Source organism: Aureimonas sp. D3 (assembly GCF_001463805.1).
Taxonomy (GTDB): Bacteria; Pseudomonadota; Alphaproteobacteria; order Rhizobiales; family Rhizobiaceae; genus Aureimonas; species Aureimonas ureilytica_A.
Genome location: NZ_BBWM01000020.1, coordinates 1 through 26,575 on the forward strand (window position 1 = coordinate 1; position 26,575 = coordinate 26,575).

Consider the following 26,575-nt stretch of genomic DNA (forward strand, 5'->3'; position numbering starts at 1 on the left):
CGCCGGCTCCAGGCCGGGGACCGCCTGCCGCTCTGGCGCGCCGCCCCGGCCCCGCTTTTGGCCCTGCGCCGTCCCCTCCCCCAGCGCCCAGCCGGCACCCTGCGCGTCGTGCCGGGGCCGCAGGACGATCGCTTCGGCGCCGAGATGCTGCGCCTTTTCCTGTCCGCGCCCTTCGTCCTTTCGAGCGCGCGCGACCGGATGGCCCAGGTGCTCGACGGCCCGGTGCTCGCAGCCGGGGGCGGACACGACATCGTCTCGGACGGCACCTGCGCCGGGTCGATTCAGGTGCCGGCCTCCGGCCGCCCGCTCGTGCTGATGGCCGAGCGGCAGACGACGGGCGGCTATCCCAAGATCGCCACTCTCGCATCAGTCGACCTGCCTTGCCTCGCGCAGCGTCCGACCGGACACCACGTTCGCTTCCGCGCCGTCTCGCAGGCCGAGGCGGAGGACGGCCTGATCGTCGCGCGCGCCGAACTGGGCCGCTGCCTCGACGCGCTGGAGGAAAAACGGTCGCCCCGAGCGAAAGGAGGCATGCGATGAGCCAGCGGCTGACCCAGCAGGCCTATGGAAAGATTCTCGACATGATCCTGTCCGGCGCTCTCGCGCCGGGCGACACGCTGCAGGAAGCCAAGCTCGGGGATGCTCTCGCCATGTCGCGGACCCCCGTGCGCGAGGCGATCAAGCGGATCGAGGCGGAAGGGCTCGCCGCGCAGGAAGGGCGCTTTCTCAAGGTACGCAGGCTGACCCGCCCCCAGGTCGAGGAAATCTTCTTCCTGCGCGCCGCGCTGGAGGCGGCATGTGCTCGGCAGGCCGTGTCGCTGGCACCGCAAGTCCTCGACGCCTTGGCCGCGCGCGTCGAGCGGCTGCTCGGCCAAGGCCCCGGCGAGGAGGACGAGCAGCGCCGGGTGGACGACGACCTCCACCGCGCCGTGGCCCTCGCGTCGGGCAGCCGCACCATGCTGGCGACGATCGAGGATTTGCGCCGGCGCACTTGCATGTTCGACCACACCCAAGTTCCCGAACGTTTCCGCCTGAGCTGCGAGGAGCATCTCGGCCTTATCGCAGCCCTGCGGGCGGGCGACGGCGAGCGCGCCGGGCAACTGATGGCCGCCCATATCGACCACGCCCGCGACGCGATCCTGCTCCGGCTGGAAAAGACGCCGGGCTCCGAGGGAGAGGCCGCATGAAGTGTCTGATCGTCCAGCCGATCCACGAGTCGGGCCTTTCGCTGCTGCGCGACAACGGCGTCGAGCCGATCCCCTGCCCCGCGCCCGACATGGAAACGGTGGCGCGTCTGGTGGCGGGATGCGAGGCCGCGATCACGCGCGACGCGGGCTTCTCCGGCCCCGCGATGCGGGCGGGCGACCGGCTGCGGGTCGTCGTCGTCCACGGAACGGGCCACGATGCGGTGGACAAGGCGGCGGCGAGCGAGCGCGGCGTCCTCGTCTGCAACACGCCGGGGGCCAATGCGCGCTCGGTCTCCGAACTGGCGCTGGGTCTGGCGCTTGCCGCCGCCCGTCGTATTCCGGCGGCGGACCGGGCCGAGCGGGACGGCATGGCGGGCTTTCGCGAGCGCGAGCGCTTCGTGGAGCTGTCCGGGAAGACCGCCCTGATCGTCGGGTGGGGGGCGACGGGCCGGGGGCTCGGCGCGATGCTGAGGGCCGCGCTCGGTATGCGCGTCCTCGTCCACTCGCCGCGCGTCGCCGATCTCGGCGGCTTCGAACGCTGCGCAAGCCTCCAGGAGGGGCTGGCTCAAGCCGATCTCGTCTCGCTGCACACCCCGCTTCGCCCGCAAACGCATCACCTGATCGACGCGCAGGCGCTCGCCGCCCTCAAGCCCGGCGCGATCCTCGTCAACACGGCGCGGGCGGGGCTCGTGGACGAGGCGGCGCTGGCGCAGGCGCTGGACGCGGGGCGCGTCTTAGCGGCGGGGCTCGACGTCTATTCGCACGGCGCGCCGGCCGGTCCGCTCGGGCGCGGCGGGCGCGTCATCTTCACCCCCCATCTCGGCGGCACCACCGGCGAGGCGCTGGAGCGCGTGGCGCTCGGCGCCGCGCGCAACGTTCTCGAAGCCCTGTCGGGCCGCCGCCCCGCGACGGCGCTGAATCTCGAAGAAGGGGTGTCGGCATGACGGGCGATGGGACCGGGGCGACGGTCGAGCGCGCCCTCTGGCGCGTCAACGCCCTCGGGGCGGGCGGTCCCGGCTTCACCCGCCGCTCCGACAGACCGGCCGAATGCGCGGCGCTCCGACCGGAGGTGACGCGCGACGCGGTGCTCCATCTCGACGCCCGCCCGCCCGGCCGCGACCGTTCGGCTCCGCCGATCCATGCCGGCTCGCATCTCGACACCGTGCCGATGGGCAGCGCCGATGACGGGCCGGCCGGAGGGGCGGGCGCGGCGGCGCTGTTGGCGCAGGCGGGTCGGGATGCGGTGATGATCTGTCGGCGGAAGGGCAACGCAAGCCACACCCTGGACGAGGGCATGGACTCGGCCGATCCGGCGCAAGCCGTCCAGGGGCTCCACCGCGCGGTCGGCGCATGTTGAGGTTCCGGGCATGAGCGAACGGGAAACCCTGGCCCAGCAGGCCTATCGCGACATCAAGCAACGCATCCTCGAAGGGGCATTCTCGACCGGGGACGTTCTCACCGAGCGCACGCTTGCGCTGGCCTCCGGCATCTCGCGCACGCCCCTGCGCGCGGCGATCTCGCGCCTCGAGAAGGAAAGCGTCATCACCCGCCTGCCGAACGGCGTTCTGATGGTTCAGCCCGTCACGCTGGAACAGCTGCTGGAGATCGTCCAGGTCCGCCGCATTCTGGAAAGCGCGGCGGCGGCCCGGGCGGCCGGGCGGCCGTTCACGCCAGCGCTGGCGGCCTCGCGCGAGGTGATGCGGACCTATGCCGAGGGGCGGGACACCGCCTTCGACCAGTTCTGGCTGGACGACGACCGCTTCCACGACGCGGTGGCCGAGGCGGCGGGCCTGACGCTCCTGCCCGACATGCTGACCGAAATGCGCGCCATCGCCCGCCGCTGCACCATCACGCGCACCCATGACCGCTTCGCCGAGCAGGCGCGCGAGCATCTGGCCGTTATCGACGCGGTGGAGGCGGGGGACGCGCCGGGCGCGTCGAGCGCGATGGAGCGCCATTTCGACAGCGTCAGGAGCCGCTTCCTCGGGTGGCTCGCGCGCGCCTGACACCCGATCGACCAGAGAGAACCATGCACGAATTTGCCCATATGCAGGGCTCGGAGGCGGCCTTTCGCCAAGCGGAGTTCGCCGAGCGCCAGACGCGAGCCGGACGGGCCGTGCGCGAGGCCGGCTTCGAGGCGCTGATCGTCACCAGCCCCGAGACGATCTATTGGCTGACCGGACGCCAGACCGCCGGCTATTTCGCCTTTCAGGCGCTGATCCTCCCGGCCGATGGCGCGCCGCATCTTCTGGTGCGCCGCCTCGAACAGCCGGGGGCCGTCGCCAACACATGGCTCGCCGACATCGCCGCGTATGAGGACGGCGAAGACCCGGCCGAGGCGCTGGCAAGGCTCCTCGGCGCGCTCGGCATCGCGTGTCCCGCGATGGAACTGGGCGGCTGGTTCGTCTCGCCGCTGCTGGCCGCCCGGATCGCGGCGAGCCTCAAGCTCGACGCGCTGCCGGACGGCTCGGCCCTGCTGCCGCCGCTGCGCGCGGTGAAGTCACCCGCCGAGATCGAGGCGATCCGCCGCGCGGCGACCTATGCCGAAGCCGGAATGCGGGCGGGCCTGGAAGCCTGCCGCGCCGGGAGCGACGAGAACGCGGTCGCCGCCGCCATGCTGGGCGAGGCGACGCGCGCCGGCTCGGAGGCGATGGCCATGGAGCCGCTCGTCTCCTCCGGCCCGCGCAGCGGCCTGCCGCACATGACGTGGCGACGGCGACGGCTGGAGACGGGCGATCCGATCTTCCTGGAACTGGCGGGAAGCCACGCCCGCTACCACGCCGCCCTGATGCGCTCGGCCTGGATCGGCCCGCCGCCGACCGAGGCACGCCGCATGATGGATTGCGCGCTGCGCGCGCTGGATGCCGCGCTGGACGCGATCCGCCCCGGCGCGCCCTGTTCCGCCCCGCATGAGGCAGCCCAACGCGTGATCGACGCCGATGGTTACACGGCCGCCTTCCGCAAGCGCATCGGCTATTCCATGGGCATCGCCTTCGCGCCCGACTGGGGGGAAGGCGCCCTTCTCAGCCTGTTTTCCGGCGTTGACCGCCCGATCGAGCCCGGCATGGTGTTCCACCTGCCCGCCACCTTGCGCAGCTACGGCGTCTGGACCGTTGGTGCTTCGGAAACAGTGGTGGTGACGCCGACGGGCGCCGAGCCCCTGTCGTCCCTGCCGCGCGGCTGCGCGATCCTTTGAACCCTCGTTCTCACCCAACCCAGGAGCCAATCCGTATGCGGTCTCTCTTCCACCTCGCCTACCACGTCACCGACCTCGACGAGGCCCGCCGGTTCTACGGCGGCGTTCTCGGTTGTGCTGAAGGCCGTTCGACCGACACCTGGGTCGATTTCGACTTCTTCGGGCACCAGATTTCGCTCCATCTCGGCAAGCCCTTCGAGGTGACGCGCACCGGCCGGGTCGGCGACCATATGGTGATGATGCCGCATCTGGGCGTCGTCCTGCCGCTGGAGGACTGGCTGGCGCTCAGCCGGCGGATCGAGGAAGCGGGCGTCGCCTTCGACATTCCGCCCGTGGTGCGTTTCGCCGGCGAGCCGGGCGAGCAGCGCACGATGTTCTTCTTCGACCCGAGCGGCAACCCGATCGAGGTCAAGGGCTTCAAGGATTTCGAGGGCGTCTTCGCTCACTGACGAAGGAAACGGGGCGGACGCCGCGGACCGCCCCTTTCGTCTCGGCGCTTGTCAGGCGCTCCGAGAGCCCGTCCGAAAACTCCGCCGGACGGGCGCTTACGCCCACCAGTGCGGCGGCGAGCGCGTCAGCAACTCATTGCCGTCCCGGCCGATGATCAGGATGTCCTCGTAGAAGGCCGCGCCGACGCCCTCCAGCGACAGGAACGCCTCGATGCCGACCACCATGCCCGCATGGGCCATGTCGTCGGCGTTCGACATGCTGGTGGAGATGCGCGGCAGCTCGAAGCCGAGGCCGATACTGTGGCCGAAGAAGGGGAAATTCTTCATGATGGCCGAGACCGAGCCGCCGAAGGCGGCGGTCAACCGGTCGCCCTCCGCCGCGACGTCGAGGAACCGGGTGCCCGGCCGGGTCATATCCGAAAGGCGTTGGACGATATCGGCCGCCGCCTCGATCAGTCGCCGCTGGTCGGGCGTCGGGCGGCCCCGCACGCCGGTGCGGCCGGGGTCCATATAGTAGCCCTGAAAGAAGGCCGCGTGGATCGTGCCGGTCACCATGTCGCCGGGCTGCGGCGTGTCGGCGCTGTAGCCGGTCAGCGGAAACCGCTGGTCGAAGCCGAGCGTGGCCCCGTGATTGCAGCCGATCATCTGGAGCCGGCCGCCGCGCCGCACCACCTCGCGCGCTGCCTCGCCCGCCGCTTCCTGCTCGGACAGGCCGGAGATCAGCCCCTCCATCAGGCGGTTCAGCCCGACCGTCGCCCCCTCGCCGCCGATACGATAGGCGTCGAGTTCGCGCGCGCTCTTGTAGCGGCGCACCGAACGCACGAGGTCGTCCGTCGGCACCCATTCGATGGCGGGCGCCTCCTCCAGAAGCTGGCCGTAATATTTCACCGGGATGAAGTGCGTTCCGACCAGCGCCACAGGCCCGCTCACGCCGGCCTCGACGAGCGATTTCGCGACGCTGCGGAACGGATGGGTCGAGGCGCGCACGTCGGACACGGAAACGAGGTCGGAGCGCACCTCGGGCTCGTCGATATGCAGCTGCGGCGCATGGCCTTGGCGCAGGATCACGGCGGCGAAGGAGCGCGCGCTCCAGATCGCCGAGTCCATGCCGCCGCTGATCGCGTAGTGGTTCGACAGATAGAGAACGTCCCCGCAGGAATCCATCGTACCCCCGCCCCGTCCGAAGACCACGGCGGTTTCCAGCCCACGTCGGCGCATCTCCGACAGAACGCGCTCCCAGCGGGTCTCGTATTCGTCGATCGGGAAATAGGGGCTCATGGGATGCGGCTCCATCGCTCAAGGTTCGCGTGCGCCCAGGGTACGCGGGCAGGCGGGCGGGCACCTGGCATCGGCGCATGGGGGCGCGCTGTCGGACGGCCGCGCGGCGCCCTTCGACCGTAGCGCGGCTCTTTTCAGTATACCGAAGGTATTCTTCCGGTCAACCGGCGGTCGAGCGAAGTGGGGTCGGAAATCCGATCCGCCCAAACTCTTGGCTCGAACCGCCCAGGAATTCATCGACCCGCCCAAAAATTCCGCCGTAAATCAATGATTTTCCTTGTTGAATTCCATTGGTATACCGAATAGCGTCTCTCGTGCCGCTTCTCCCCGTTGCGGCCCTCCCCTCTCCCGACCCGATAGACCGAGTCCCTATGATACGACGTCACCCAGACCTTGCGAGCCGCGCCGGCGGACGGACGATCCGGGCGCAGGACGGCGCCGCCCGCCTGGGGCGCCGCCTATGACGGCTCCGATCCTCACCCTTCGCGATATCCGCAAGAGCTTCGGCGAGAACGAGGTGCTGAAGGGCGTCTCCTTGAGCGTCCAGCCCGGCGAAGTTGTCTCCATCATCGGCGCGAGCGGATCGGGCAAAAGTACGTTTCTGCGCTCGATCAACGGGCTGGAGGTTCCCCAATCCGGCTATCTCGACTTCGAAGAGCTTCGCTTCGACTTCGACCCCGAGTCCCGCTTCTATCCGACGCCGGCGCAGTTCCAGGCGCTGCGCCGGCGGGCGGGCATGGTATTCCAGAGCTACAATCTCTGGCCGCACAAGAGCGTCCTCGAAAACGTCGTCTACGCCCCGATCCTCCTTCTGAAAGTTCCGCGCGCGCGGGCGATGGAGGAAGCGGAGGCGCTTCTGTCGCGCATCGGCCTCTTCGAGAAGCGCGACAGCTACCCCGCCCGCCTCTCGGGCGGGCAGCAGCAGCGGGTCGCCATCGCCCGTGCGCTCGCCATGAAGCCGCGCCTCATGCTGTTCGACGAGGTGACCTCCGCGCTCGATCCCGAACTCGTCCACGAGGTGCTCGGGCTGATGGCGTCTCTCGCCGCCGAGGGCATGACCATGCTGCTCGTCACCCACGAGATCGCGTTCGCCCGCGACGTCTCCTCGCGCGTCGTCTTCTTCGACAAGGGCGTGATGGCCGAACAGGGGCCGCCCGACATCCTGCGCCACCCGGAAAGCGACCGGCTGCGCCAGTTCCTTCACCGCATTCTGCACGACGATCTGCCCCGTGCGGGGCGGCAGGGAGCCTGAGCGCGATGGACGCCTTCCTTTCCGACATCCGCCTTTACGGGCCTGGCTTCGCGCTCGCCGCCTGGACGGTGTTCTGGCTGACCATCCTCACCATCGTTGTGAGCTGGGCCTGCGGGCTGGCGGCGGCGCTGGCCCAGCGCTCGCGCTTTCCCCTCGTGCGGGGCGCGGCGCGGTTCTACATCTGGTTCATCCGTGGCACGCCGACGCTGATCCAGGTCTTCATCGTCTATTTCGGCCTGCCGCCCTTCGGCATCCGCTTGTCGCCTTTCACGGCGGGCGTCCTGGCGCTCGGCATCAACAGCGGCGCCTATGTCGCCGAGATCATACGCGGCGGCCTCTCGGCCATCCCGCGCGGTCAGATGGAGTCGGCCCTCGCCATGGGCTTCAGCCCGGCCGAGACGATGCGCGGCATCATCCTGCCCCAGGTCTTCCGCATCATCCTGCCCTCGATCACCAACGAGGCGATCTCGACGCTGAAGAACACCTCGCTCCTTTCGACGATCACGGTCATCGAGTTGACGCTCTACGCCCAGACGCTGATCGCCTCGACCTTCCGCCCTTTCGAATTCTACATCGCGGTCGCGCTGATCTACCTCGCGCTCACCACGATCCTTTCCCAGCTCGCGGCTGCCCTAGAGCGCCGCTACGCCCTGGCCGCCTGACCGGCCGGACATGAACTCTCCCCGGACCCTCCCCACGAAGGACAGTGCCATGCCGTTGAAGACCATCGCATTCGCGCTCGCCACGCTCTCCACCCTCGCCTTCGCGGCGCCCGCGCTGGCGGCGGGGCCCGAACTCCTCGTTCCGGGCAAGCTGCAGGCCGCGACCGAGGGCACCTTCTCGCCCTTCAGCATGCGCGCTCCCGACGGCACGCTGGATGGGCTGGAAATCCGCGTCATGAAGGAGGTCGCCCGTCGCATGGGGGTGGAGTATGCCCCGGTTCTCATCAAGTGGGACTCGCTCCTTATCGGCCTGGAAGCCGACCAGTTCGACGTCATCTCCGCCGCCATGGACATCACGCCCGAGCGGCAGAAGCGCGTGACCTTCGCCGACGGCTGGCTGGAATCGGGCGGTCGCATTCTCACGCCGACATCCTCGCTCATCAAGAGCGCCGAAGACCTCAAGGGAAAGACGGTGGGCGCGCTCGTCTCATCCACCTTCTCCAAGATCGCCGAGGAGAAAGGCGCGACAGTGAAGGGCTACAAGGCCGACGCCGATGCGATCCAGGATCTCGTTAACGGCAATGTCGACGCCGTCATCACGGACGCGATCGCCGGTGCCTGGGCGATCAAGGAAGCCAAGCTGCCGCTGGTCATGACCGACGACTATGTCAGCCGCGTCCAGAAGGGTTTCGCGATCAAGAGGGGCAAGCCGGAACTCGCGGCCGCCATCAACAAGGCGCTCGCCGAGATGGTGGCGGATGGCACTTATGCCAAGCTGACGAGCGACCTCATCGGCTTCGACCCGGCCCCCAAGGAGCCTATCCGCAGTCAGCCGTGACGCCGATATCGGATGGAAGGTGGCGGGCACGGTTCGTGCCCGAGCACACCAGGCCGAATCCACCCCGACGACAGTGGGTGTCACACAGTCTGCTGGTTGTCGATGGACCGCATCCGAGCACATTCGCCTATGGGTTTATGGATCACTGCTCCCACAACGGGCGCAAGTTCCGCATATCGGGCGACGAACGCTGCGCGTTTCTCGCCGACGTCATCGACGAGTTCACCCGTGAGTGCCTCACCATCCGGATCGACGGGAAGCGGAAGTCCACCGACCACCAATGTTTTATCCGACCTCTTGATCCAGCGCGGCGCGCCAGGACACATCCGCTCCGACAATGGTCCCGAGTTCATTGCCAAGGCAGTGCGCGACTGGGCACGGCGGTCGGTGCCATGATTGTCTTCATCGAGCCAGGCTTCTCTTGGGAAACTGGCTATTGCAAGAGCGTCAGCTCCAAGCTTCGGGACGAACGCCTGAACGGCGAAATCTTCTACAGCCATGCCGAGGCCCGCATCATCAAGAGCTGGTGTCAGCACGACAAGACTGAGCGTCCACACTCGAGCCGGGGCTATCGTCTATCCGCTCCAGCCGCCGTGCCGGGCCTGGCTGCGCAACCCAAACCCGCTTCGCAGGCGAACTCAAATGTCGCCGACAAACCATCCATGCTTTTGATCTGAACCGGGGCATCTAATAGGGGCGGACCATCGGACGACCAACTTTCTGAGGCAGACCAGTCTGGCCTGCGAACACGGATTGAAGTCGCCAAAAACATGATTGCGATTATCATGTTATACAGCTAAGGGTCGGGGGTATCGACATCGCGAGAGAAAGTCGCAGCGTATGTGGAAGTATTATAAGGTATTATCCGCTTCGATCCTTTTCCTGTCCTTCTACTGTCCTGCATCAGCAGGCGACAAGACTGTTCCCATTACTGACGATCGCGGCGTGAGTGTCGAAGTTCCTTTGGAACCGCACAGCGTTGCCGCCATTTCCTACCTCGCCGTGGACGTGGGGCTGGCCTTGGGCGTCGCTCCCGACCATTTCGCCGTGACCTACATGACCAAGGGCCGCAATCCGGATTTCCTGCTGGGCCTGACCAAGGAGATGAAATCGCTCGGCCAGCGCGCCAAGCCCAATCTCGAACTGGTGAGCGAAGCCAAGCCCGATCTGATCGTCGCCATGAAGCGCTACACGATCGGAAACGCGGCCTCCTACGAGCAGATCGCGCCCTACCTCGCCTATGACATCGAGCGATACGACGAGAGCTTCCGGGAAGTCTCCGACCTCGCCAAGATCTTCGGCCAGCCCGAGCGCGGCGAAGCGCTGAACGCCTCCTTCAAGCAGCATTTGGCAGATTATCTCGCGAAGGCGCCCAAAGACGTCCATCCCCGCTTCCAGATCATGTGGGCAGGCGACACGCCCTTCTCCTTCCACACGGAGAACACGGCAGCCTCGATCGTCGCGGCGCTCGGCGGCGACAATATCGTCGGGCCGATGACGCAAGGCGGCCGGTTCGGCATGGAGATGAGCCTGGAGGCCATGCTGGAGAAGGACCCCGAGGTCATCTTCGTTTATGACAGCGGCCCGGACCGGCCGCAGGAAAACAACCCGATCTGGAGCCAGCTGTCGGCCGTGAAGAACGGGCGCGTCCACTATGTCGGCGATCAGTGGGTGGAGACGAACGGCCCGATCGCGCGCGAGATCGTTCTACGCGAGGCCGCGCATTTCCTTTACCCCGACACGTTCCCCGCCGTGGATGTCCGGGCTGAAGCGGGCAAGATCATCCCCGCCGCCCTGCAGAAATGACCGTCCCCCGCGCCGCTTCGCCGCCGCGCGGCGATCTCCTTCGAATGCCGGTCCTGACCGGCCTCCTCCTCGCCCTCGCGGCGCTCGCGATCCTCGGCGGCCTGATGCTGGGCGACCGCACGCTGCCGCCCGGTACCGTGATCGACGCTCTCCTGTCGAGAGCGGGCCGCGTCGATACGATCCTGGTCTGGACGTTGCGCCTGCCCCGAAGCCTTGCCGCCTGTCTGGCGGGCGCGGGGCTGGCTCTGGCGGGTTTTCTCCTGCAATCGCTGACGCGCAACCCGCTGGCGGGGCCGGGCCTGACGGGCGTGACGGCAGGGGCGGTTACTCCGATCGTCGCCGCCTTCGTGTTCCTCCCCTCCCTGTCCTCGGTCTGGTATCCGCTGGTCGGCTTCGTCGGCGGCATGGCGGCGGCCAGCGCCACCTTCCTGATCGCCTCGGGGCGAATGGCGAGCCCGCTTCATTTGGCGCTCGGCGGCATCAGTGTGTCGCTCTTCCTCCATGCCGTGACGACCTATATTCTGCTTCTCAGCGGGCCGCAGGTGCCCTCGCTTCTGTTCTGGCTGTCCGGCGGGTTGCAGGGGCGATCCTGGCCGCATCTGGCCTCCATGACGCCCTTCGTCGTGTTGACGCTGGCCGGTGCGTTTTCGATCCATCGCGTCGTGGACCTTCTCTCGTTGAGCGACGGGGCGGCCATGGGCATGGGGCTGCGGCTGGCCCTGTGGCGACCCCTCGTGCTGCTTCTCGCCGTGCTGCCGGTCGCCGGCATCGTGCCCGTGGCGGGGCCGATCGCCTTTATCGGCCTCGCCGCCCCCCATATCGCCCGCCTGCTTCGACCACCCGGATCGGGATGGGCGATTGCGCTCACTGCGTCCATCGGCGGCCTGACGACGGTGATTGCAGACCTGATCGCACGCAGCCTGGCGGCCCCGCGCGAACTGCCGGTGGGCCTCGTCACGGCGCTGATCGGCGGGCCGGTCTTTCTCTATCTCGTTCAACGCCCGCGCACCCTGGCCGTCGAGGGAAAGCGATGACGATTTCGGTGTCCTCGTCCGTTGCTCGGCCGCCAAAGCGCTGGCTCCTGCCGGCGCTGATCGGCATGACGCTCGTCGCGCCCCTCGTCGCGGTTTTTTTCGGCGTCGCGGACCTGCCGCTCGGCGACGTCGCCTCGGTTCTGACAGGGGGCGGAAGCGCCGAAGCGCGCTCGATCATCCTCGACATCCGCCTGCCACGGATCGTCACCGGGATGCTGGCCGGAATGCAGCTGGCAACGGCCGGTTTCCTGCTCCAGACCATCACGCGCAATCCGCTCGCCGACCCCTCGCTCATGGGCGTGTCGCAGGGCGCGACCCTCGCCGTCACCTTGTTTCTGATGATCGTCGTCTATAGCCACGATCCCGGCTCCAACACGCTGGTCGAGCTTCCCTCGTCCTGGCTTCCAACCGTCGGAATGCTGGGCGGCCTGGCCGCCGGTAGCCTCATCTATCTCCTGACGCTGCGCCATGATCTCGGCCCCCCTCCGGCTGACGCTGTGCGGCGTCGCGATGGGCGCGCTGCTCCAGGCCTTGGCGCTCGGGATCGTGGCGGGCTGGGGCTCGACGCGCCTGGAGGTGCTGCTCGAATGGCTGTCGGGCAGTCTCTATGCCAGGCGATGGGAACATGCCGTGTTTCTCGCGCCCTTCACGCTCATAGGGTTGGCCGTGTTGCCGCTCATCCGGCGGCCGCTCGAACTCCTGCGCTTCGAATCCAGCGTCGCGCGCTCCTTCGGCCTCGCCTACGCCCGCGACTTCTCGGCCGTTCTTCTCGTGTCCTGCGCGCTCGCCGCCAGCGCGGTCGGCGCGGTCGGGCCGATCGTCTTTGTCGGTCTCATCGTGCCTCATCTCGCGCGCAGGCTGGCGCGCGGGCATTTCCCGCTCGTTCTGCCGCTGACGGTCTCACTCGGCGCCATCACCGTGACGGTCTGCGACCTTCTGGGCCGGCTCCTCGGGGGAGCCGATGAAATTCCGATCGGCGTCGTCACCGCGCTGTGCGGCGTACCGGCGCTGATCGCACTCCTGCGTCGAACGCCATGAGGAACCCATGCGTCATCAACCGATGCGTCTTTGCGCTCACGACCTGACGATCCGCTACGGCCAGAGAACGGCCATTTCCGGTTTCGCTCTCAAACTCGAACCCGGAGAGGTCCGCGCGCTGATCGGCCCCAACGGCTCGGGCAAGAGCACGGCGCTTCAGGCGCTGGCTGGCCTTGTTCGGGTTGCGGCTGGCGCGGTGGAGATCGAGGGACGATCGGTCTTCTCCATGGGGCGGCGCGAACTGGCGCGTCATCTGGCCTTCCTGCCGCAGCAGCCGGTGGCGCCCGATGAGATGACGGTCGGCCAGCTCGTCCGCCAAGGGCGCTTTGCCCATGTCGGCCTGTTCAAGAGCTATGGGCCGGAGGACGAGGCGGCGATCGACTGGGCGCTCGAATGCACCGGCCTTGGGCCTTTTTCCGAACGCCCCCTGAACGCCCTGTCGGGCGGTGAGCGCCAGCGGGCCTGGATTTCCGCCGCACTCGCGCAGGAAGCGCGCATCCTGTTTCTGGACGAGCCGACGACCTTTCTCGACATCGGCTATCAGGTCGAGCTTCTGGATCTCGTTTATCGCCTCAGCCGCGAGCGTGGCGTGTCGGTGGTCATGGCAATCCACGACCTCAATCAGGCCATGTCGGTGGCCGATCGCATCAGCGTCCTGGAAAAGGGGCGCTGCGTCTTCGACGGCGAGCCGGAGGCGCTGGCGTCGAGCGGGTTGATCGAGCGCGTGTTCCGGGTGCACGGGCGCTTCGTGGATCTCGCCCCCGACGCGCCCCCGCATTTCGATGTCGATCTGCTTCGGCGGCAAGGCCCCGTCGGCGTTATGCCTCAGACGGTCGGGACGCCCTCTCCCCCCACGTGAGCGACGGCGAGACGACGCAGTTCCACCGTGAAGCGCAGCCATAGGAGGAGGCTCGTCGCGGCAAAGCCGAGGCATAGGCCGAACCAGACGCCATAGGCGCCCCAGCCCGTTCCATGCGCGCATAGGGCCATGGCCGGGATACCGATCAGCCAATAGCCGATCAGCGTGTTGGTGAGGCCCGCCTTGGTGTTGCCGACCCCGCGCAACAGTCCGATGCAGATGTTCTGCGAGCCTTTGAAGATCTGGTGCGCGACCGCGAACCAAAGAAGCGTCGAGGCGACCGCCAGAACCGCACCGTCGCCGCGCTCGCCCAGGAAGGGCAGAAGCACGGCTTCGGGTACGAGAATGTAGACGAGGCCGATCGCGCTCATCAGCGACAGGCTGATCGTCAGCGCCTGGAGAGCGATGCGGCCGATCTCGTTCCGCTCGCCGCGCGCGAGCGCCCGGCTGACAAGAATGGACGTGCCCTGCGAGAGGCCGATATTGGCCTGATACACGATATAGGCGAGCTGGTTGACGACGTTGGACGCCGCTAGGGCGACCGGGCCGAACGTGCCCATGAAGAGCGAGGCGATGGAGGTGATCGCCGCTTCCGATCCATAGGTCAGCGAGATCGGCGTCCCCATGCGTACGATGCGCATCACCGTTTCGCGGCGCGCGCGCCAGGCGTCGAGCGCCAGAAACTCCCGCATCGCCGCGTCGCGCCGGATCATCCGCAGATAGACCGCGAAGGTCCAGAGCTGGACCAGCGTGGTGGACAGGCCGATGCCCGCGAGCCCAAGCTTCGGCAGGCCGAGCCAGCCATAGATGAAGACGGCATTGAGGAGCGCGTTGACGCCGATCGAGACCAGCGTCACCGCCAGAAGCGAGCCCGGCCTGCGCAGCCCGACGGCGAACTGGCGCAAGACGTTCATCCAGAGCATCGGCAGGAGCCCCGGCGCGAGCGCCCACATGATCGGCCGCGCCAGCGCGACGACGCCCGCGTCCTGCCCGAGAAAAGGCAAGAGATGGCCGAGCGCGATCAGAAGCAGGCCGGCGACGAGGCCCGTCACGGTCGCGATCAGCAGGGAAGCGCGCACGAGATCGCGGATGTCCTCGCGCCCCGCCGCATCGATGGCGCTCGATCCGCCGCGCTTCTCGGCGCGGCCCGCAGCGCCTGCGACGAGATTGCCGACGCCCGTCACCATGCCGACGCCCATGGTGCGGAGTTGGTTGTAGAGGAGGAGGCCGAGCCCCCCGGCGGCGACCCCGCCGAGGCCGAGAAGGCCCATCATCAGAAGATCGACCGTGGTCAGCGCCACTTGTGCGAACTGGATGCCGGCGATGGGCGCGGAAAGCTGGATGATCTCGCGGTAGCGCGAAGAGGTGGAAGACATTTCTCAGGTTCCCGTTCGCGCGTGGTCGATCACCGCCAGACGCTGCGACGCCTCGAAGGCCGCCAGCAGGCGGTGGAGGCGCTGATGCGCCGGCTTGTTCAAGAGGCCCCGCTCGATCAGCCAGGCGTCGTCATAGACCGTGTCGAGATACGTCTCGCCGGCATCGCACACCAGCACCGCCATCGTGCTGCCCGGCTCCACCAGGGCCAGCCGCTTCAAGGCGATGAAGATCGCCGCGCCCGCCGTCCCTCCGATCGGAGGGCCCGTCCGCCATACGCTCGGTCTTCACGGATAGGAGGCTCATCCCTCGTCCTTCCTCCAAAGAAAACGCCCGTCCCGCTGCGTCAGCACGATCTTGGGTGGCAAAGGGAGTTGGTGGAATTCACTTTCGTTCTTATCCATCTGGTAGCCGGCGGTGTTGGGATAGACGAGGAGATCGCCATGGCGGGGCTCGCCCGGGAAGCGGATCTTGCGCCAGGTCAAACCCTGATATTCCATGCAACTCGATCCGCCGACCGCCGCCTGGACGGACGGCTGCTTGCGCGCCGCGTGGCACGAGGATCGGCGTTGGCAGATAGTCGCTGCCCTTCCAGTGTTCAGACAGGCTCATGCCGAGCCCGGCCACGGTGACGATGCCGGGCGTGTCGTTGCGCTTGAAGTCCTGCATCGGAAAGACGCTCATGCCGGCCCCATCCAGAAGACCGAGGGCAGCCCGGTCGTGTCGTCATGGAGGCTGATGGTCGTATCGTATTTCTCGGCGCTTTCGCTGCCCTGTCGGTAGGGTGTGGTGAAACCGACCTGTTCGATCGCCCCGTCATAGCCGAGCCTGGTGTGGGACACCGCGTCCCGCTCGGGATCGGGCAGCGGCATCATGATCTTCGTGGGGCAGCGGGACGCGCCTTCGGCACAGGATCGGGAGGCATCCTCGACCAAGGCAATGACCTCCGAGGCGGGATGTCGATGTCGGAGAGTTCGCTTCGCCGAATCACATGGACCGCAGGCCTATGCAGGTAGGCGCTGGACATCTGGCAGAACCTTCTCGTTGGAATGGAAGGCCAGCTGGCGCGCGCTCGAGCGTTCGCTGAGAAGGACGCGGGCGCTGGCCTAGCGGTGTCGAGGACGGCTGTGAGGGCTTTAGGAGCCAGGGACGAACGGTCTCGTGCCGCTCGTTCGATGCGCGTTCACAAACGAGCGAAAATCCGAAAGGCAGCATAGCATCGGCAAATCCCTTCTCAGGTCGCGCGAAGTTCTGGAAATGCTAGGCGATAGAATCGAAGAGCTATGGTTTCGCTAGTTAAATTCCGCGTGATGAACAGTCAACTGTCGGAATGAGAATTTATACTTTTGAATTTTTATAATTATAATTTGCAATCTGTATGTCGCTCGCATTGGCATTTGAAGGTCGCGCGAAGCATGGTCCGGGTACACAGCGAGGAGTGTCGGACTTTCAAGTCCCCCGGAGGCACAGCATTCGTTTTCCGCGCTTCTCTCCGCGCCCGCTGGATGGTCTGCCGGCTGACCCCATGGTCGCTTGAAAGCTCCGACACCGGAGCCCCCCCCAACTTCTCACGCACCACCTGCTTCCGGGCGGCCATCAGACTGCGTGGGCGCCCCAGAACCTTACCCTGTTCCTTCCCGGGCAGGCCCGTATGGATGTGCGCAATCAGAAGGTCGCGCTCGAACTCCGCCACCGCGTTGATGACGCTCATCGTCTTCCGGCCTGTCGAACTGGCGAGGTCGACTTCGCCCAATGCCAAGCAGTGACCCTTCACACCGGCTCTTCTCTATTCGGCGTGTTGAGGTCAAGCGCTCCGAGCTGATGTCTCGTCCTGGCTGATGCGTGATCCCTTGCGGATCATGCTTCTCTTCGGGATCGACCCGGGTGGGCCCTCCCATGATGGGATCGGAATGAGCGAGGCAGCTCGATCTGTTGCGCGTCCTGACCGTGCCAGTGGTACGATCGGTTCAAGAGCCGTAGCGAGCTTGCCTCGTTCCCCGTCCCGCAAGGGACACGTCTCCGCCAGGGCGGATCTTTCAATGATCGGTCTATTCCCGAAGGCTTGCCTCCTTCAGAGCCTGCTCATGCCGTTGCCCGTGTCCATTGGAACTCGCTTCCATCGACCCAGATGCGGTGAAGAATGACGGCCAGGCGCCGGGACAGCGCGACGATGGCCCGTTTCATGCCGCGCCGCTTGGCCAGGTTCACCGCCCAGGCCTTCAGCCAGGACCATGTGCGAACACGGGTCAGAAGCACGGTGGCCGCCTCGAACAGAAGGCCGCGCATCATCGCGTCGCCACACCGCGAGATGCGTCCGATCCGCTCCGTTTCCCCGGACTGGTTGAGCCGGGGCACCAGCCCCAGAGCGGGCCCGACGGCCTTCGAGTTCGAGAACCGGCCGGGATCGTCGATCGTGGCGACAAAGGCCAGCGACACCACCGGGCCGACGCCGGGAACGCTCATCAGCCGGCGGCACACCGGGTCCTGCCGAACCAGTTGCAGGAGCCTGCGATGAAGCGCCGCCTCGCTCGCCCGCAGACCGGCGCGTGCCGATAAGAGGCTCTCCATCACCGGCTGAAGCTCGGGCTCGTCGACGACGAGGTCACGGATCCGCGTCTCGAACTGCGGCTTGCCGACAAGACCGACCTTCAGGCCGAAGTTGCGCAGGAGACCGCGAATGTCGTTCTCGATCGCCAAGGCCTTCTCCTGGCAAATCCGTCGGGCCGACAGCAAAGCCCGGCGGCTCTGGCTTGCCGGTGTCTTCACATGCACGGGCCGGAACAGATCAACCCGCATCATCTGCGCGATGCCGCGTGCATCGTGGCGATCGCTCTTGTTCACGCGTGCCTTCAGAAAGGCTTTGGCATGACGCGTTTCGATGCAGATGACAGGTAGGCCAACCTGGCCGAGACCGGCATGCAGCCATTGCGACAAGGGGCCAGCTTCCAGCCCGACCCGGTGCAGCGGCCAGCGCGGGTCCTGAAGCACCAGAGCCAGATCGGCCGGGTCGCTCGCCACCTTGCGCTCCAGGCAGACCCGACCCGTCTCGTCCAGAATGCAGACACTCGTCTCTTTTACCGAGACGTCCAAACCCGCATAGTACCGCATGCTGCGCTTCCCTCTCTGATGCCTGTGGCTGGGATCCGATCCAGACCACGTTATCCATCAGCTCGAAGCGCAGCACCTCCACCCGTCACAGCAGCGAAGAACAGGGCGCCAAAGCCGAATACCCCATCTGTTGCGAATAGCGGAACGGGACGCGTTAATCCCGTTCTGGTCTTTCATCCGGCGATGAAGACTTGAAACAGCCCTCCGATGTACCGGGCTTCTGATCTACCCGCCAGACTGTCGACCATCGAGCGGAACTGTCCCTTGCGGAACGGGCGTATCATCGCGAACCGCCACAAAGGTCTCGCCCACGAACGAGGTCTGGGTCTGTAAAGGTTTGCGCCACTGGACACGGCGGTCGAGTTCGGGCGCATCATGCAGGATCCACCGATAGATCGTCGTGTGATCGCCCGACAGATCGCGCTCGGCCATCATCCGCTCGCGGTCTCGGTAGGTTAGCGCTTAGCGGCACTACCAGCGCAGCCAGCTTTGGATGATACCGGACGCGCAATGACGGCCCGCGAACGCCGAACTCATGCCGCCGATCCTTGAATTAAGCCGCCTTAAGCTCCGAGGCTCGCCCCCTGGATCGCCATTCGCCACAGATCCCCTGTGACGCCCTCTACTGTCAGATACGGCCGGGACAAACTCATCTTGTGGTTGGCGCGATTTACGATCCGTAGATCAAAGCCTGGAGGATGGTGCGAACGAGGACGCCTGTGAGGCCGCCGAACGCCGCGACGACCCAGAGTCGGGCGACGCGGCGGCCGGCGGCGGTGAGGACGGCGATGCCCGGCAGGTCCAGCGGATGCACCAGCCAGCCCGCCGCCGCGTTGACGAAGCGCGCGTCGATCTCGCCCGAGGCTTTCTGGTCGGCGAGGACCCCGAGGGCCGCGAGCCCGCCGCCGAGATATTTGCTGAGCGTCGGCGTGACGAGGTGCGGGTCGAGGCCGAGCGCGCCGAGCACCGGAGCCAGCAGCCAGTTCAGGGCGTCCAGCCCGCCCGCCGCCTTGAGCGCGGCGACGGCGGTGAGCGCCAGCGCCATGATGGGAATGGCCCCGGTGGCGATCCGGAACGCCTCCGCCCCCGCCCGGTTGATGATCGCGAGAATGCTGCGAGCCTCGTCCCCCGCGGCGTGATCGACTTCGCCGCTTTCGAGCGGACCCTCGCCCGACAGATGCCGGCCGAGAAGGTGATAGGTCGTGGCCGCCGCCACCAGCCCGCCCAGCACGGAGACCAGAAGGAACCGCCCGACATCCAGCCCAAGCGCGGCCATGGGAAACACCACGTTGGCCTGTCCCATGGCGAGCACCATGGCGAAGGTCGCGGCCAGATGACGATCCGAAACGCCGCGCCGCTCCATGGTGGTGAGCGTCGCCACCGGCGCGGCGAAGCTGACGAAGCTCACCTGCAGAAGCGCGAAGACGCTGAGGCCGAGAAGGCCGAACGGGCGCAGGAGCGGGGCGACGAGCCGCGTCACCCAGTCCAGAAACCCGGCGGCCTCCGCCAGCCGCATGATCGACAGCATCACCACCATGACGGGCAGCAGGCTGAAGAGCGAGAGCTCCACCGCTGCGCGCCCGGCCGCCATGGTGGTGCCGATCATGTCCATGGCCGCGCCTCGCTTGCCGGGTGGTTCAAGGTCTCAGGCGTCGCGATCCACCGCGAAGGGCGACCAGGCCTGGCGCTGGGCCATGATCTCCAGGCGGTTGATGTTGATATGCGGGGGCAGCGTGGCGACGTAGACGATCTGGTCGGCGATGTCCTCGGCCGTGAGCGGTGTCGTGCCGCGATAGACGGCGGCGGCGGCGGCTTCGTTGCCGCGCGTGCGCACCAGCGTGAACTCGGTTTCCGCCGCACCCGGCGCGATGTCGGTGACGCGCACCCCGGTCTTCAGGAGGTCGCAGCGCAGGTTGAGGCTGAACTGCTTCACGAAGGTCTTGGTCGCGCCATAGACATGGCTGCCCGGATAGGGCCACTCGCCGGCCACCGAGCCGATATTGATGATGCTGGCGCCGGCCCCCGTTTCGATCAGCAGCGGCAGGATGGCATGGGTCACGTTGACGAGGCCGGTGACGTTGGTGTCGATCATCGTGTGCCAGTCGGCCAGTGCCACCTGGGGCGCGGGCTCGGGCGCGAGCGCAAGCCCCGCATTGTTGACGAGCGCGGCGACACCCCGAAACGCGGGCGGCAGCGCATCCACCACGGCCTGCACGGCGGCGGAGTCCCGCACGTCGAGCGCGGCGATGTGGACCGGCACCTGGTCTTTCAGCTCGCTGGCCAGTTCCTCCAGCCGCTCGAAGCGGCGGCCGGTCAGAACGAGCGCCCAGCCCTCGCGGGCGAAGCGGCGGGCGGCCGCCCGGCCGAAGCCGGAGGTCGCGCCCGTGATGAAGGCGACGTTGGTCATGATGATGTCCTTGAGGTCGAAGGGGTTCGGCCGCGCGGGGAGCGCGGTGGAAGGCCGGGCAGGAAAGGAAGCGGCCGCTCAGCCGGGTTTGTTCAGTCCATGCGCTCCAGGAACTTGCGCACGCGCTCCGAATCCGGGTTGCCGAAGAATTTCTCCGGCGGTGCTTTCTCGATGATGAGGCCCTTTTCGAGAAAGACGACCTGATCCGACACGGCTCGCGCGAAGTCCATCTCGTGCGTGACGACGATCATCGTATAGCCTTCGGCCGAGAGATCGCGCATCACCTGAAGCACCTCGCCGACGCGCTCGGGGTCGAGCGCCGAGGTCGGCTCGTCGAACAGGATCACCTCCGGGCTCATGGCGAGCGCGCGGGCGATGGCCACGCGCTGCTTCTGACCGCCCGACAGGGTGAAAGGATAGACCTCGGCCTTTTCCAGAAGGCCGACCTTTTCGAGAAGGCGCAGGGCCTCCTCGCGCGCCTGCGCCTTGGGCACGCCCTTCACCTGCACCGGCGAGATCATGACATTCTCGACCACGCTCAAGTGCGGCCAGAGGTTGAAGCTCTGGAACACCATGCCGGCGCGGGCGCGGATGGCGGCCATCTCGCGATTGGTCATCTTGCGCTTCTTGGCCTCGTTGAAGCCGATGCGCTCGCCCGCGATGCGGATCAGGCCGCTATCGGGCTCCTCCAGCCAGTTGATGCAGCGCAGCATGGTGGATTTGCCCGAGCCCGAGGAGCCGAGCACGCTGACCACCTCGCCCCGGTTCACCGTCAGGTCGATGTCGCGCAGCACCTCGATGCCGGAAAAGCTCTTGCAGAGTTTTTGGATTTCGACCGCTGGCCGTTCAGACATTCTCGAAGCCTCGCTGGGTGCCGAACACGCCCGCCTTCTTGACGGCGAGTTCGAGGCAGAGGGTGATGGCCCAGTAGAGGGCGATGACGACCACGAAGGCCTCAGTGGGAATGAAGTAGCGGGCCTGAAGCGCGTTGGCCGCGGCCGTCAGCTCCTGCACGGTGATGATGGCGAGAAAGGACGTGTCCTTCAGCGCGTAGATCAGCTGGTTGCCGATCAGCGGCCGGGTGCGCAGCAGAAGCTGCGGCAGGACGATGCGCAGGAAGGTCGTGCGCGGCAGGAAGCCATAGGCCTTGGCGGCTTCCACCGTGCCGGGCGGCAGGACCATGCGCGCCCCGCGCAGGATCTCGGCGAAATAGGCGCCGTGATAGATCACCATGGCGAGAAGCCCAGCGGTCACGGCCGACAGGCGCAGCCCGAGCTGGGGCAGGCCGTAATAGAGGAGATAGGCGAGCACCAGAAAGGGCAGCGCGCGCATGGCGTTGACGCCGCCTCGCAGGGCGTAGGCGAGCCGTTCGCCCCCCTCCATGCCGTAGACGAGGAGGCAGCCGAGAAGAAAGGCGCCGGCGGAGGACAGGGCGAAGATCCAGACCGTCAGCCAGAGGCCCGACAGGATGATGCCGCTATTGTCCCAGAGGATGAGCCATTCGGTCATGCGCGCGCTCCTACATGGCCAGCCGGCTGGCCTTCCGCTCGGCCAGGGACTGGAGTTTGATGAGCACGCCGATGATGGCCATGTAGAGAAGGGCGGCGGCCAGAATGGGGGGAAGCGGCTGATAGGTCACGGCGCTGATCCGGTTGGTGACGCGCGTCAGATCGACAAGGCCGATAATGGCGATGGCCGGGCTGCTCTTGATGAGAAAGGACATCTCGTTGACGAGGCCAGGCAGGCTGGTGGTGATCATCTGCGGCAGCATGATGTGGCGAAAGAAGGTGACGGGCGTCATGCCGCAGGCCAGCGCCGCCTCGCGCTGCTCGCGCGAGAAGTTCAGAAAGGCGGTGCGCCAGATCTCGGCGTTGAAGGCCGAGGTGTTGAGCGTCAGCGCCAGGATCGCGGCGGTGGTGCGGTCGAGCGGGAACCCGAAGCGGGGCGCGGCGAGAAACAGGAACAGAACCAGCGTGACGAGCGGCGTGGCGCGCGCCAGGCTCGTGTAGAGCGCCAGGATCGTATCCAGCACCGGAATGCGCGCCGAACGCAGGAGCGCGATGCCAAGGCCGATCACCAGACCCAAGGCAATCGCGGTGCCCGAAATCCAGAGAGTGACCCACGCGCCTTCGAGAAGCAGGAACCAGGCTTTTTGCGTCATGTCCGACCTTGGATCGATGGGGGCGCCGCCCGCCGGCTTGTGCGCCATGCGGGCGGCGGGTGGATCAGTTCAGGCCGGCCAGCGTGTGGAACTGCGTGACGTCCTTGATCGGCTCGGCCGGAAGGTTGGGGAAGGCTTCGCCGAACCATTTGGTCTGAAGGGCGGCGAGGCGGCCGTTGTCGCGCACCTCCTTCATGAAGGCGGTGGCGAACTCCAGAAGCTCGGGGCTTTCCTTGGGGATCGGCCAGGCGGCGAAGCCGGGGCCGGACACCGCGATGCCCTTCTCGAAGACATCGCCACGGTTCTTGACGAGATCGTTGACGGAGATCAGCGCGTTGATGACGTAATCCAGCCGCCCGTTGGCGAGATCGGCATAGGCTTCCGGATAGGACTGATATTCGACGACTTCGCCGATCTCGCAGTTCTTGTCGGCCATCATCTTCTTGAGTTCGGGCAGGCGGGCGAGTAGCGCGCTGCCGGCCTGGAGGCCGACGGTCTTGCCGCAGAGGCTGGCGATGTCGCTCAAGCTGTCGTCGCCCTTGCGCTTGACGTAATAGTGCTGGGCCGAGGCGAAGGGCGGGGCGAAGTTGAAGACGCGCAGCCGGTCGTCGGTGACGAGCGCGCCGGTGAAGGCCATGTCGTACTGGCCCGACGAGACCGAGGCCAGAAGGCCCGTCCAGGGCAGGATTTCCTGTTTCACCTCGAAGCCCTGCTTCTTGGCGAAGGCCTGAAGATCCTCCAGAAGCTCTTTGTGGAAGCCCTCCGGCTGGCCGTCCACGATGAAGTTGAACGGGGCGTAGTCGTCTTCGGTGGCGACCGTCATCGCGCCCTTGGCCTTGATCTCCTTCATGTCGGCCTGCGCGACCGAGAGCGAGGAGAGAACGGCGCCGGCCATCAAGAGGCCGCGCAGAAGGTGTGTCGGTCGCAAAGCCTGGGCCATGGGTGTCCTGCGCATGTCGGATACTCCTCGAAGGGGATGCGGGAGGCGGCTCGGTCGTCTCTGCCACCGAATTGAGCGGATCATAGGAATGCCTATTCCGTCAGCGATAGGACCAGTTTTGCAGCGCGCTTGTGTCAGGTTGCGCTGCATGATCTTGCGGCGATCCGTGCGGCCAGCCGCCCAGCCCCCGCCGCATCTGCCTCGCCGTGACGGCGAAACTGGTCCTATCGACTGGCCAAATTGGCCCTCTAGGATCGGTCCCGGCAGGGGCGCGGGTGCCATCCGGCCCATCCCCGCCTCCCATCGCCCACCCGTTCGAAGGGCCGGGCTCCAAGGATCATCGCCATGCGTGCTGCCAGGTTCGCGGGCGGCATGGGCGCTTCCGCAGCGGGAGCGCTCGCGCCGCGCTCTGCCCTTCTCGACCGATCCCGAGGCTGCCGTCGCCTCGCCCATCGCTGCTCATCCGGCGCGATGGCGAGGCGGGCGGAGCCGTGTGGCGCGCATTTTGCATGGCCCCGCCTCGCAGACGATGCGGAGCGAGCGATGATCGACCATTTCCTTCCTGTGCGGTTCGACGCAGCGCGAGGGTTGCAGGAGCAGCTGCGCGAAGCGCTGGTGACCGCCATCCTCGGTGGCGGCTTTCCGGCCGACCAACCGCTTCCCTCGTGCCGCAAGCTCGCCACTCAACTGCACGTGTCGCGCAACACGGTGAACCTCGTCTACGAGAGCCTGCTCGACAGCGGCTATATCGTGAGCCAGCCGCGCCGGGGCTTCTTCCTGGCGCCCGCCTATGCCGAAGGAGCTGCGGGCGCGCGAAGCCTTGGCGAGACAGCCGTCACGAACGCCGGAGAGCGTGCGAGCGAGGCGGACGAGCCGGATTGGGACCGGCGCTTCAAGCTGCGGCCGGGCCTGACCTCGGGCGTCTTCCGCCCGCAGGACTGGGCGCGCTTTCCCTATCCCTTCGTCTATGGCCAGCCGATGCGCGATCTCTTTCCGCTGGAGCGCTGGCGCGAGGCCTCGCGCAAGGCGCTGCGCCGGGAAACGGCCTCCTCCTGGCTGCACGACCGCTTCGACCGCGACGACGACATGCTGGTGGAGCAGCTGCGCACGCGCGTTCTGCCCAAGCGCGGCGTCTGGGCCAAGCCCAGCGAAATCCTCGTCACGCTCGGCTCGCAGAACGCGCTCTATCTGATCGCCGCGCTTTTGATGAACGGCCAGACCCGCGTGGCCATGGAAACGCCGGGCTTTCGTGACGCGCTGTCGATCTTCGAGCTGCACGGCGCGAAGGTGCAGCTGCATCCGCTGGACGAGGAGGGCATGGCGCTCTCGCCTGATCTGGGCGCGTGCGACTATCTTTATCTCACGCCCAGCCATCAGGTGCCGACGGGCATCGTCATGAGTCCGGCCCGCCGCGCGCTTCTGATGGAGGGCGTGCGCGCCCACGACCAGATCCTGATCGAGGACGATTACGACGCCGAGCTCAATCTCGACCGGGACGCGCTGCCGGCGATCAAGGCGGGCGACACGAGCGGGCGCGTGATCTACCTCAGCAGCCTGTCCAAGCCCTTTTCGCCCGGCCTGCGGCTCGGCTATCTCGTGGCCGACGCCGAGCTGGTGGACGAGCTGCGCTCGCTGCGCCGCCTGATGTATCGCCACCCGCCGCTGAACAACCAGCGCATGATGGCCGAGTTTCTGGCGCAGGGCTATTATGACGCGCATCTGCGCGCCTTTCGCGCCGAGCACGCGCGCCGCCGCGACGCCTTGAGCCAGGCGCTGACCCAGGATCTCGACAGCTGCCGGCAGATCGGCTCGCCCAGCGCCAGCGCCTTCTGGCTGGCAGCGCCCGGCGCGGTGGACACGCGCAAGCTCGCCTGGGCCGCCGCGCGCCAGGGCGTCGTGTTCGAATATGGCGAGCAGTTCTTTTTCGAAGGGGCCGCGCCGACCCATTTCATGCGCCTTGGCTTCAACGCCATCGAGGCGCAGCGCATCCCCAAGGGGGTCGAGCTTCTGGCTGCCGCCATGGACCGCATCTGACAAGTCGCCGGGCGAGCCGTCCGGATTCTTCCGCCTTTCCATCACCGCCGGACCCTTGCGTCCGGCGCGGGGGACCCCGCGTCCTCGCCATTTCAGGAGACCACCCGCCTTGGCCCATGAATTCAACGTCCAGGCCGGCGCGCCGGCGCTGTTGCGCAACCAGTCGCTCGATACGGACGCCGTCCGGCAGGCGCGGATCGATCTGGCGGCCTGCTTTCGCATGGCCGCTCGGCTGGGCCTGCAGGAAGGCATCTGCAACCATTTTTCGGCAGTGGTGCCGGGCCATGACGATCTGTTTCTCGTCAATCCCTATGGTTGGGCCTTTGCGGAACTCAGCGCCTCCAAGCTCCTGATCTGCGACTTCGCGGGCCATGTGATCGCGGGCGAGGGCCAGCCGGAGGCGACGGCCTTCTATATCCACGCGCAGCTGCACAAGGCGCTGCCGCGCGCCACGGCCGCCTTTCATACGCATATGCCCAACGCCACGGCGCTCGCCATGACCGAAGGCCCGCCGCTTGTCTGGGCCGGGCAGACGGCGCTGAAATTCTACGGCCGCACCGCCGTGGACGAGGACTATAACGGCCTCGCGCTGGACGAGACCGAAGGCCAGCGCATCGCGGCCACGATCGGCGAGGCCGACATCGTCTTCATGAAGAACCATGGCGTGATGGTGCTGGGGCCGACCATCGCCGAGGCCTTCGACGATCTCTATTATCTGGAGCGCGCCGCAGAAGCGCAGGTAAAGGCCATGTCTCTCGGCCGCCCGCTCAAGCCTATCGCCCCGGATATCGCCGAGCGTGCCTATCGGCAGATGCGCGAAGGCGATCCCGAGAGCGCGCGGCTGCATCTGGAAAGCGTCAAGCGCCAGCTCGCGCGCTCCGAACCCGACTTCATGCACTGACGCAACGCCCCTCTCCTTTCAGGAACGCCCCACATGAACGCCATTCCCCAT

General features: G+C 67.0%; 28 protein-coding genes and 2 pseudogenes. 17 read left to right on the plus strand and 13 right to left on the minus strand.

Going from position 1 to position 26,575, the window contains the following annotated elements; genetic code table 11:
- From AUL36_RS05660 to AUL36_RS05690, 7 genes and pseudogenes are all read left to right on the plus strand, one after another.
- Positions 1-540, plus strand: a pseudogene (locus tag AUL36_RS05660) (biotin-dependent carboxyltransferase family protein); the annotation flags it as partial.
- On the plus strand, positions 537-1,187 hold the full coding sequence (locus AUL36_RS05665; RefSeq protein ID WP_062218847.1) for a GntR family transcriptional regulator: 651 nt from the start codon (positions 537-539) through the stop codon (positions 1,185-1,187). The pseudogene AUL36_RS05660 and the gene AUL36_RS05665, both read left to right, overlap by 4 nt.
- Positions 1,184-2,131 carry an NAD(P)-dependent oxidoreductase gene (locus tag AUL36_RS05670; RefSeq protein WP_062218849.1) on the plus strand — a complete coding sequence of 316 codons (948 nt, stop codon included), beginning with the start codon at positions 1,184-1,186 and terminating at the stop codon, positions 2,129-2,131. Before AUL36_RS05665 ends, AUL36_RS05670 begins: the two co-directional genes overlap by 4 nt.
- Positions 2,128-2,544: a hypothetical protein gene (locus AUL36_RS05675; RefSeq protein WP_062218851.1), complete on the plus strand. Its 417-nt coding sequence runs from the start codon at positions 2,128-2,130 to the stop codon at positions 2,542-2,544. The genes AUL36_RS05670 and AUL36_RS05675 overlap by 4 nt, the downstream gene beginning before the upstream one ends.
- Positions 2,545-2,554: 10 nt before the next feature.
- Entirely contained in the window at positions 2,555-3,193 is a 639-nt protein-coding gene (locus tag AUL36_RS05680; RefSeq protein WP_062218853.1) for a GntR family transcriptional regulator, read from the plus strand.
- A 23-nt stretch (positions 3,194-3,216) separates the two neighbouring features.
- Positions 3,217-4,383, plus strand: a complete 1,167-nt coding sequence (locus tag AUL36_RS05685; RefSeq protein WP_062218855.1) for a M24 family metallopeptidase — start codon at positions 3,217-3,219, stop codon at positions 4,381-4,383.
- 35 nt (positions 4,384-4,418) lie between these two features.
- On the plus strand, positions 4,419-4,832 hold the full coding sequence (locus AUL36_RS05690) for a VOC family protein (RefSeq protein WP_058599716.1): 414 nt from the start codon (positions 4,419-4,421) through the stop codon (positions 4,830-4,832).
- A 96-nt stretch (positions 4,833-4,928) separates the two neighbouring features.
- Here the strand turns inward: AUL36_RS05690 and AUL36_RS05695 are convergent, their stop codons facing one another.
- Positions 4,929-6,110: a M24 family metallopeptidase gene (locus AUL36_RS05695; RefSeq protein WP_062218883.1), complete on the minus strand. Its 1,182-nt coding sequence runs from the start codon at positions 6,108-6,110 to the stop codon at positions 4,929-4,931.
- Between the two features lie 460 nt (positions 6,111-6,570).
- Between AUL36_RS05695 and AUL36_RS05700 the strand changes: the two genes are divergently transcribed.
- The 8 genes and pseudogenes from AUL36_RS05700 (at position 6,571) to AUL36_RS05735 (ending at position 13,599) form a co-directional block, all read left to right on the plus strand.
- Complete coding sequence (locus AUL36_RS05700) at positions 6,571-7,362, plus strand: amino acid ABC transporter ATP-binding protein (RefSeq protein WP_062218856.1); 792 nt, start codon at positions 6,571-6,573, stop codon at positions 7,360-7,362.
- A 5-nt stretch (positions 7,363-7,367) separates the two neighbouring features.
- Positions 7,368-8,024, plus strand: coding sequence for an amino acid ABC transporter permease (locus AUL36_RS05705; RefSeq protein WP_062218858.1), 657 nt, complete (start codon positions 7,368-7,370; stop codon positions 8,022-8,024).
- A gap of 49 nt (positions 8,025-8,073) precedes the next feature.
- On the plus strand, positions 8,074-8,862 hold the full coding sequence (locus AUL36_RS05710; RefSeq protein WP_062218860.1) for a transporter substrate-binding domain-containing protein: 789 nt from the start codon (positions 8,074-8,076) through the stop codon (positions 8,860-8,862).
- A 77-nt stretch (positions 8,863-8,939) separates the two neighbouring features.
- Positions 8,940-9,539, plus strand: coding sequence for an integrase core domain-containing protein (locus tag AUL36_RS23155; RefSeq protein ID WP_156418272.1), 600 nt, complete (start codon positions 8,940-8,942; stop codon positions 9,537-9,539).
- 163 nt (positions 9,540-9,702) lie between these two features.
- Positions 9,703-10,668: an ABC transporter substrate-binding protein gene (locus AUL36_RS05720; RefSeq protein WP_062218862.1), complete on the plus strand. Its 966-nt coding sequence runs from the start codon at positions 9,703-9,705 to the stop codon at positions 10,666-10,668.
- Positions 10,665-11,702 (plus strand): FecCD family ABC transporter permease, encoded by a 1,038-nt coding sequence (locus AUL36_RS05725; protein ID WP_244497045.1) that lies wholly within the window; start codon positions 10,665-10,667, stop codon positions 11,700-11,702. The genes AUL36_RS05720 and AUL36_RS05725 overlap by 4 nt, the downstream gene beginning before the upstream one ends.
- Positions 11,703-11,767: 65 nt before the next feature.
- Positions 11,768-12,740, plus strand: a pseudogene (locus tag AUL36_RS05730) (FecCD family ABC transporter permease).
- Positions 12,741-12,762: 22 nt separating this feature from the next.
- Complete coding sequence (locus AUL36_RS05735) at positions 12,763-13,599, plus strand: ABC transporter ATP-binding protein (RefSeq protein WP_062218864.1); 837 nt, start codon at positions 12,763-12,765, stop codon at positions 13,597-13,599.
- Here AUL36_RS05735 and AUL36_RS05740 read toward each other — a convergent pair.
- The 12 genes from AUL36_RS05740 to AUL36_RS05800 form a co-directional block, all read right to left on the minus strand.
- Positions 13,566-14,975 (minus strand): MATE family efflux transporter, encoded by a 1,410-nt coding sequence (locus AUL36_RS05740; protein WP_062218866.1) that lies wholly within the window; start codon positions 14,973-14,975, stop codon positions 13,566-13,568. The two genes, AUL36_RS05735 and AUL36_RS05740, sit on opposite strands and share 34 nt — an antisense overlap.
- Before the next feature lie 3 nt (positions 14,976-14,978).
- Positions 14,979-15,194 (minus strand): hypothetical protein, encoded by a 216-nt coding sequence (locus AUL36_RS05745; RefSeq protein ID WP_062218868.1) that lies wholly within the window; start codon positions 15,192-15,194, stop codon positions 14,979-14,981.
- 81 nt (positions 15,195-15,275) lie between these two features.
- Complete coding sequence (locus AUL36_RS24395) at positions 15,276-15,473, minus strand: hypothetical protein (RefSeq protein WP_062218870.1); 198 nt, start codon at positions 15,471-15,473, stop codon at positions 15,276-15,278.
- A 180-nt stretch (positions 15,474-15,653) separates the two neighbouring features.
- The gene (locus tag AUL36_RS05755) at positions 15,654-15,848 is read right to left on the minus strand and encodes a hypothetical protein (protein WP_062218872.1); all 195 of its coding nucleotides are present in this window, start codon (positions 15,846-15,848) and stop codon (positions 15,654-15,656) included.
- A 1,207-nt stretch (positions 15,849-17,055) separates the two neighbouring features.
- On the minus strand, positions 17,056-18,081 hold the full coding sequence (locus tag AUL36_RS05765; protein WP_062218873.1) for an IS110 family transposase: 1,026 nt from the start codon (positions 18,079-18,081) through the stop codon (positions 17,056-17,058).
- Between the two features lie 225 nt (positions 18,082-18,306).
- Positions 18,307-18,516, minus strand: a complete 210-nt coding sequence (locus AUL36_RS24965; RefSeq protein WP_062218874.1) for an IS6 family transposase — start codon at positions 18,514-18,516, stop codon at positions 18,307-18,309.
- 235 nt (positions 18,517-18,751) lie between these two features.
- Positions 18,752-19,693, minus strand: a complete 942-nt coding sequence (locus tag AUL36_RS05775) for a nucleoside recognition domain-containing protein (RefSeq protein WP_062218875.1) — start codon at positions 19,691-19,693, stop codon at positions 18,752-18,754.
- A gap of 33 nt (positions 19,694-19,726) precedes the next feature.
- Positions 19,727-20,488, minus strand: a complete 762-nt coding sequence (locus tag AUL36_RS05780; protein WP_062218876.1) for an SDR family NAD(P)-dependent oxidoreductase — start codon at positions 20,486-20,488, stop codon at positions 19,727-19,729.
- Between the two features lie 92 nt (positions 20,489-20,580).
- Positions 20,581-21,342 (minus strand): amino acid ABC transporter ATP-binding protein, encoded by a 762-nt coding sequence (locus tag AUL36_RS05785; protein ID WP_062218877.1) that lies wholly within the window; start codon positions 21,340-21,342, stop codon positions 20,581-20,583.
- Positions 21,335-21,997, minus strand: coding sequence for an amino acid ABC transporter permease (locus tag AUL36_RS05790; RefSeq protein WP_058599732.1), 663 nt, complete (start codon positions 21,995-21,997; stop codon positions 21,335-21,337). Before AUL36_RS05790 ends, AUL36_RS05785 begins: the two co-directional genes overlap by 8 nt.
- 10 nt (positions 21,998-22,007) lie before the next feature.
- Complete coding sequence (locus AUL36_RS05795; RefSeq protein ID WP_058599733.1) at positions 22,008-22,649, minus strand: amino acid ABC transporter permease; 642 nt, start codon at positions 22,647-22,649, stop codon at positions 22,008-22,010.
- Between the two features lie 64 nt (positions 22,650-22,713).
- Entirely contained in the window at positions 22,714-23,589 is an 876-nt protein-coding gene (locus AUL36_RS05800) for a transporter substrate-binding domain-containing protein (protein ID WP_058599734.1), read from the minus strand.
- A 543-nt stretch (positions 23,590-24,132) separates the two neighbouring features.
- On the opposite strand from AUL36_RS05800, the gene AUL36_RS05805 reads away from it, so the two are divergent.
- Positions 24,133-25,623 carry an aminotransferase-like domain-containing protein gene (locus AUL36_RS05805; protein WP_062218878.1) on the plus strand — a complete coding sequence of 497 codons (1,491 nt, stop codon included), beginning with the start codon at positions 24,133-24,135 and terminating at the stop codon, positions 25,621-25,623.
- Positions 25,624-25,732: 109 nt separating this feature from the next.
- The gene (locus AUL36_RS05810) at positions 25,733-26,524 is read left to right on the plus strand and encodes an aldolase (RefSeq protein ID WP_062218880.1); all 792 of its coding nucleotides are present in this window, start codon (positions 25,733-25,735) and stop codon (positions 26,522-26,524) included.
- Positions 26,525-26,575 lie beyond the last annotated feature (51 nt).

Bases quoted from the DNA above. Each gene is read 5' to 3' on its own strand.
- AUL36_RS05665 (WP_062218847.1), top strand. From the start codon at position 537: ATGAGCCAGCGGCTGACCCAGCAGGCCTATGGAAAGATTCTCGACATG.
- AUL36_RS05670 (WP_062218849.1), top strand. From the start codon at position 1,184: ATGAAGTGTCTGATCGTCCAGCCGATCCACGAGTCGGGCCTTTCGCTG.
- AUL36_RS05675 (WP_062218851.1), top strand. From the start codon at position 2,128: ATGACGGGCGATGGGACCGGGGCGACGGTCGAGCGCGCCCTCTGGCGC.
- AUL36_RS05680 (WP_062218853.1), top strand. From the start codon at position 2,555: ATGAGCGAACGGGAAACCCTGGCCCAGCAGGCCTATCGCGACATCAAG.
- AUL36_RS05685 (WP_062218855.1), top strand. From the start codon at position 3,217: ATGCACGAATTTGCCCATATGCAGGGCTCGGAGGCGGCCTTTCGCCAA.
- AUL36_RS05690 (WP_058599716.1), top strand. From the start codon at position 4,419: ATGCGGTCTCTCTTCCACCTCGCCTACCACGTCACCGACCTCGACGAG.
- AUL36_RS05695 (WP_062218883.1), bottom strand. From the start codon at position 6,110: ATGAGCCCCTATTTCCCGATCGACGAATACGAGACCCGCTGGGAGCGC.
- AUL36_RS05700 (WP_062218856.1), top strand. From the start codon at position 6,571: ATGACGGCTCCGATCCTCACCCTTCGCGATATCCGCAAGAGCTTCGGC.
- AUL36_RS05705 (WP_062218858.1), top strand. From the start codon at position 7,368: ATGGACGCCTTCCTTTCCGACATCCGCCTTTACGGGCCTGGCTTCGCG.
- AUL36_RS05710 (WP_062218860.1), top strand. From the start codon at position 8,074: ATGCCGTTGAAGACCATCGCATTCGCGCTCGCCACGCTCTCCACCCTC.
- AUL36_RS05720 (WP_062218862.1), top strand. From the start codon at position 9,703: ATGTGGAAGTATTATAAGGTATTATCCGCTTCGATCCTTTTCCTGTCC.
- AUL36_RS05725 (WP_244497045.1), top strand. From the start codon at position 10,665: ATGACCGTCCCCCGCGCCGCTTCGCCGCCGCGCGGCGATCTCCTTCGA.
- AUL36_RS05735 (WP_062218864.1), top strand. From the start codon at position 12,763: ATGCGTCTTTGCGCTCACGACCTGACGATCCGCTACGGCCAGAGAACG.
- AUL36_RS05740 (WP_062218866.1), bottom strand. From the start codon at position 14,975: ATGTCTTCCACCTCTTCGCGCTACCGCGAGATCATCCAGCTTTCCGCG.
- AUL36_RS24395 (WP_062218870.1), bottom strand. From the start codon at position 15,473: ATGGAATATCAGGGTTTGACCTGGCGCAAGATCCGCTTCCCGGGCGAG.
- AUL36_RS05755 (WP_062218872.1), bottom strand. From the start codon at position 15,848: ATGATGCCGCTGCCCGATCCCGAGCGGGACGCGGTGTCCCACACCAGG.
- AUL36_RS05765 (WP_062218873.1), bottom strand. From the start codon at position 18,081: ATGCGGTACTATGCGGGTTTGGACGTCTCGGTAAAAGAGACGAGTGTC.
- AUL36_RS24965 (WP_062218874.1), bottom strand. From the start codon at position 18,516: ATGATGGCCGAGCGCGATCTGTCGGGCGATCACACGACGATCTATCGG.
- AUL36_RS05775 (WP_062218875.1), bottom strand. From the start codon at position 19,693: ATGGACATGATCGGCACCACCATGGCGGCCGGGCGCGCAGCGGTGGAG.
- AUL36_RS05780 (WP_062218876.1), bottom strand. From the start codon at position 20,488: ATGACCAACGTCGCCTTCATCACGGGCGCGACCTCCGGCTTCGGCCGG.
- AUL36_RS05785 (WP_062218877.1), bottom strand. From the start codon at position 21,342: ATGTCTGAACGGCCAGCGGTCGAAATCCAAAAACTCTGCAAGAGCTTT.
- AUL36_RS05790 (WP_058599732.1), bottom strand. From the start codon at position 21,997: ATGACCGAATGGCTCATCCTCTGGGACAATAGCGGCATCATCCTGTCG.
- AUL36_RS05795 (WP_058599733.1), bottom strand. From the start codon at position 22,649: ATGACGCAAAAAGCCTGGTTCCTGCTTCTCGAAGGCGCGTGGGTCACT.
- AUL36_RS05800 (WP_058599734.1), bottom strand. From the start codon at position 23,589: ATGGCCCAGGCTTTGCGACCGACACACCTTCTGCGCGGCCTCTTGATG.
- AUL36_RS05805 (WP_062218878.1), top strand. From the start codon at position 24,133: ATGATCGACCATTTCCTTCCTGTGCGGTTCGACGCAGCGCGAGGGTTG.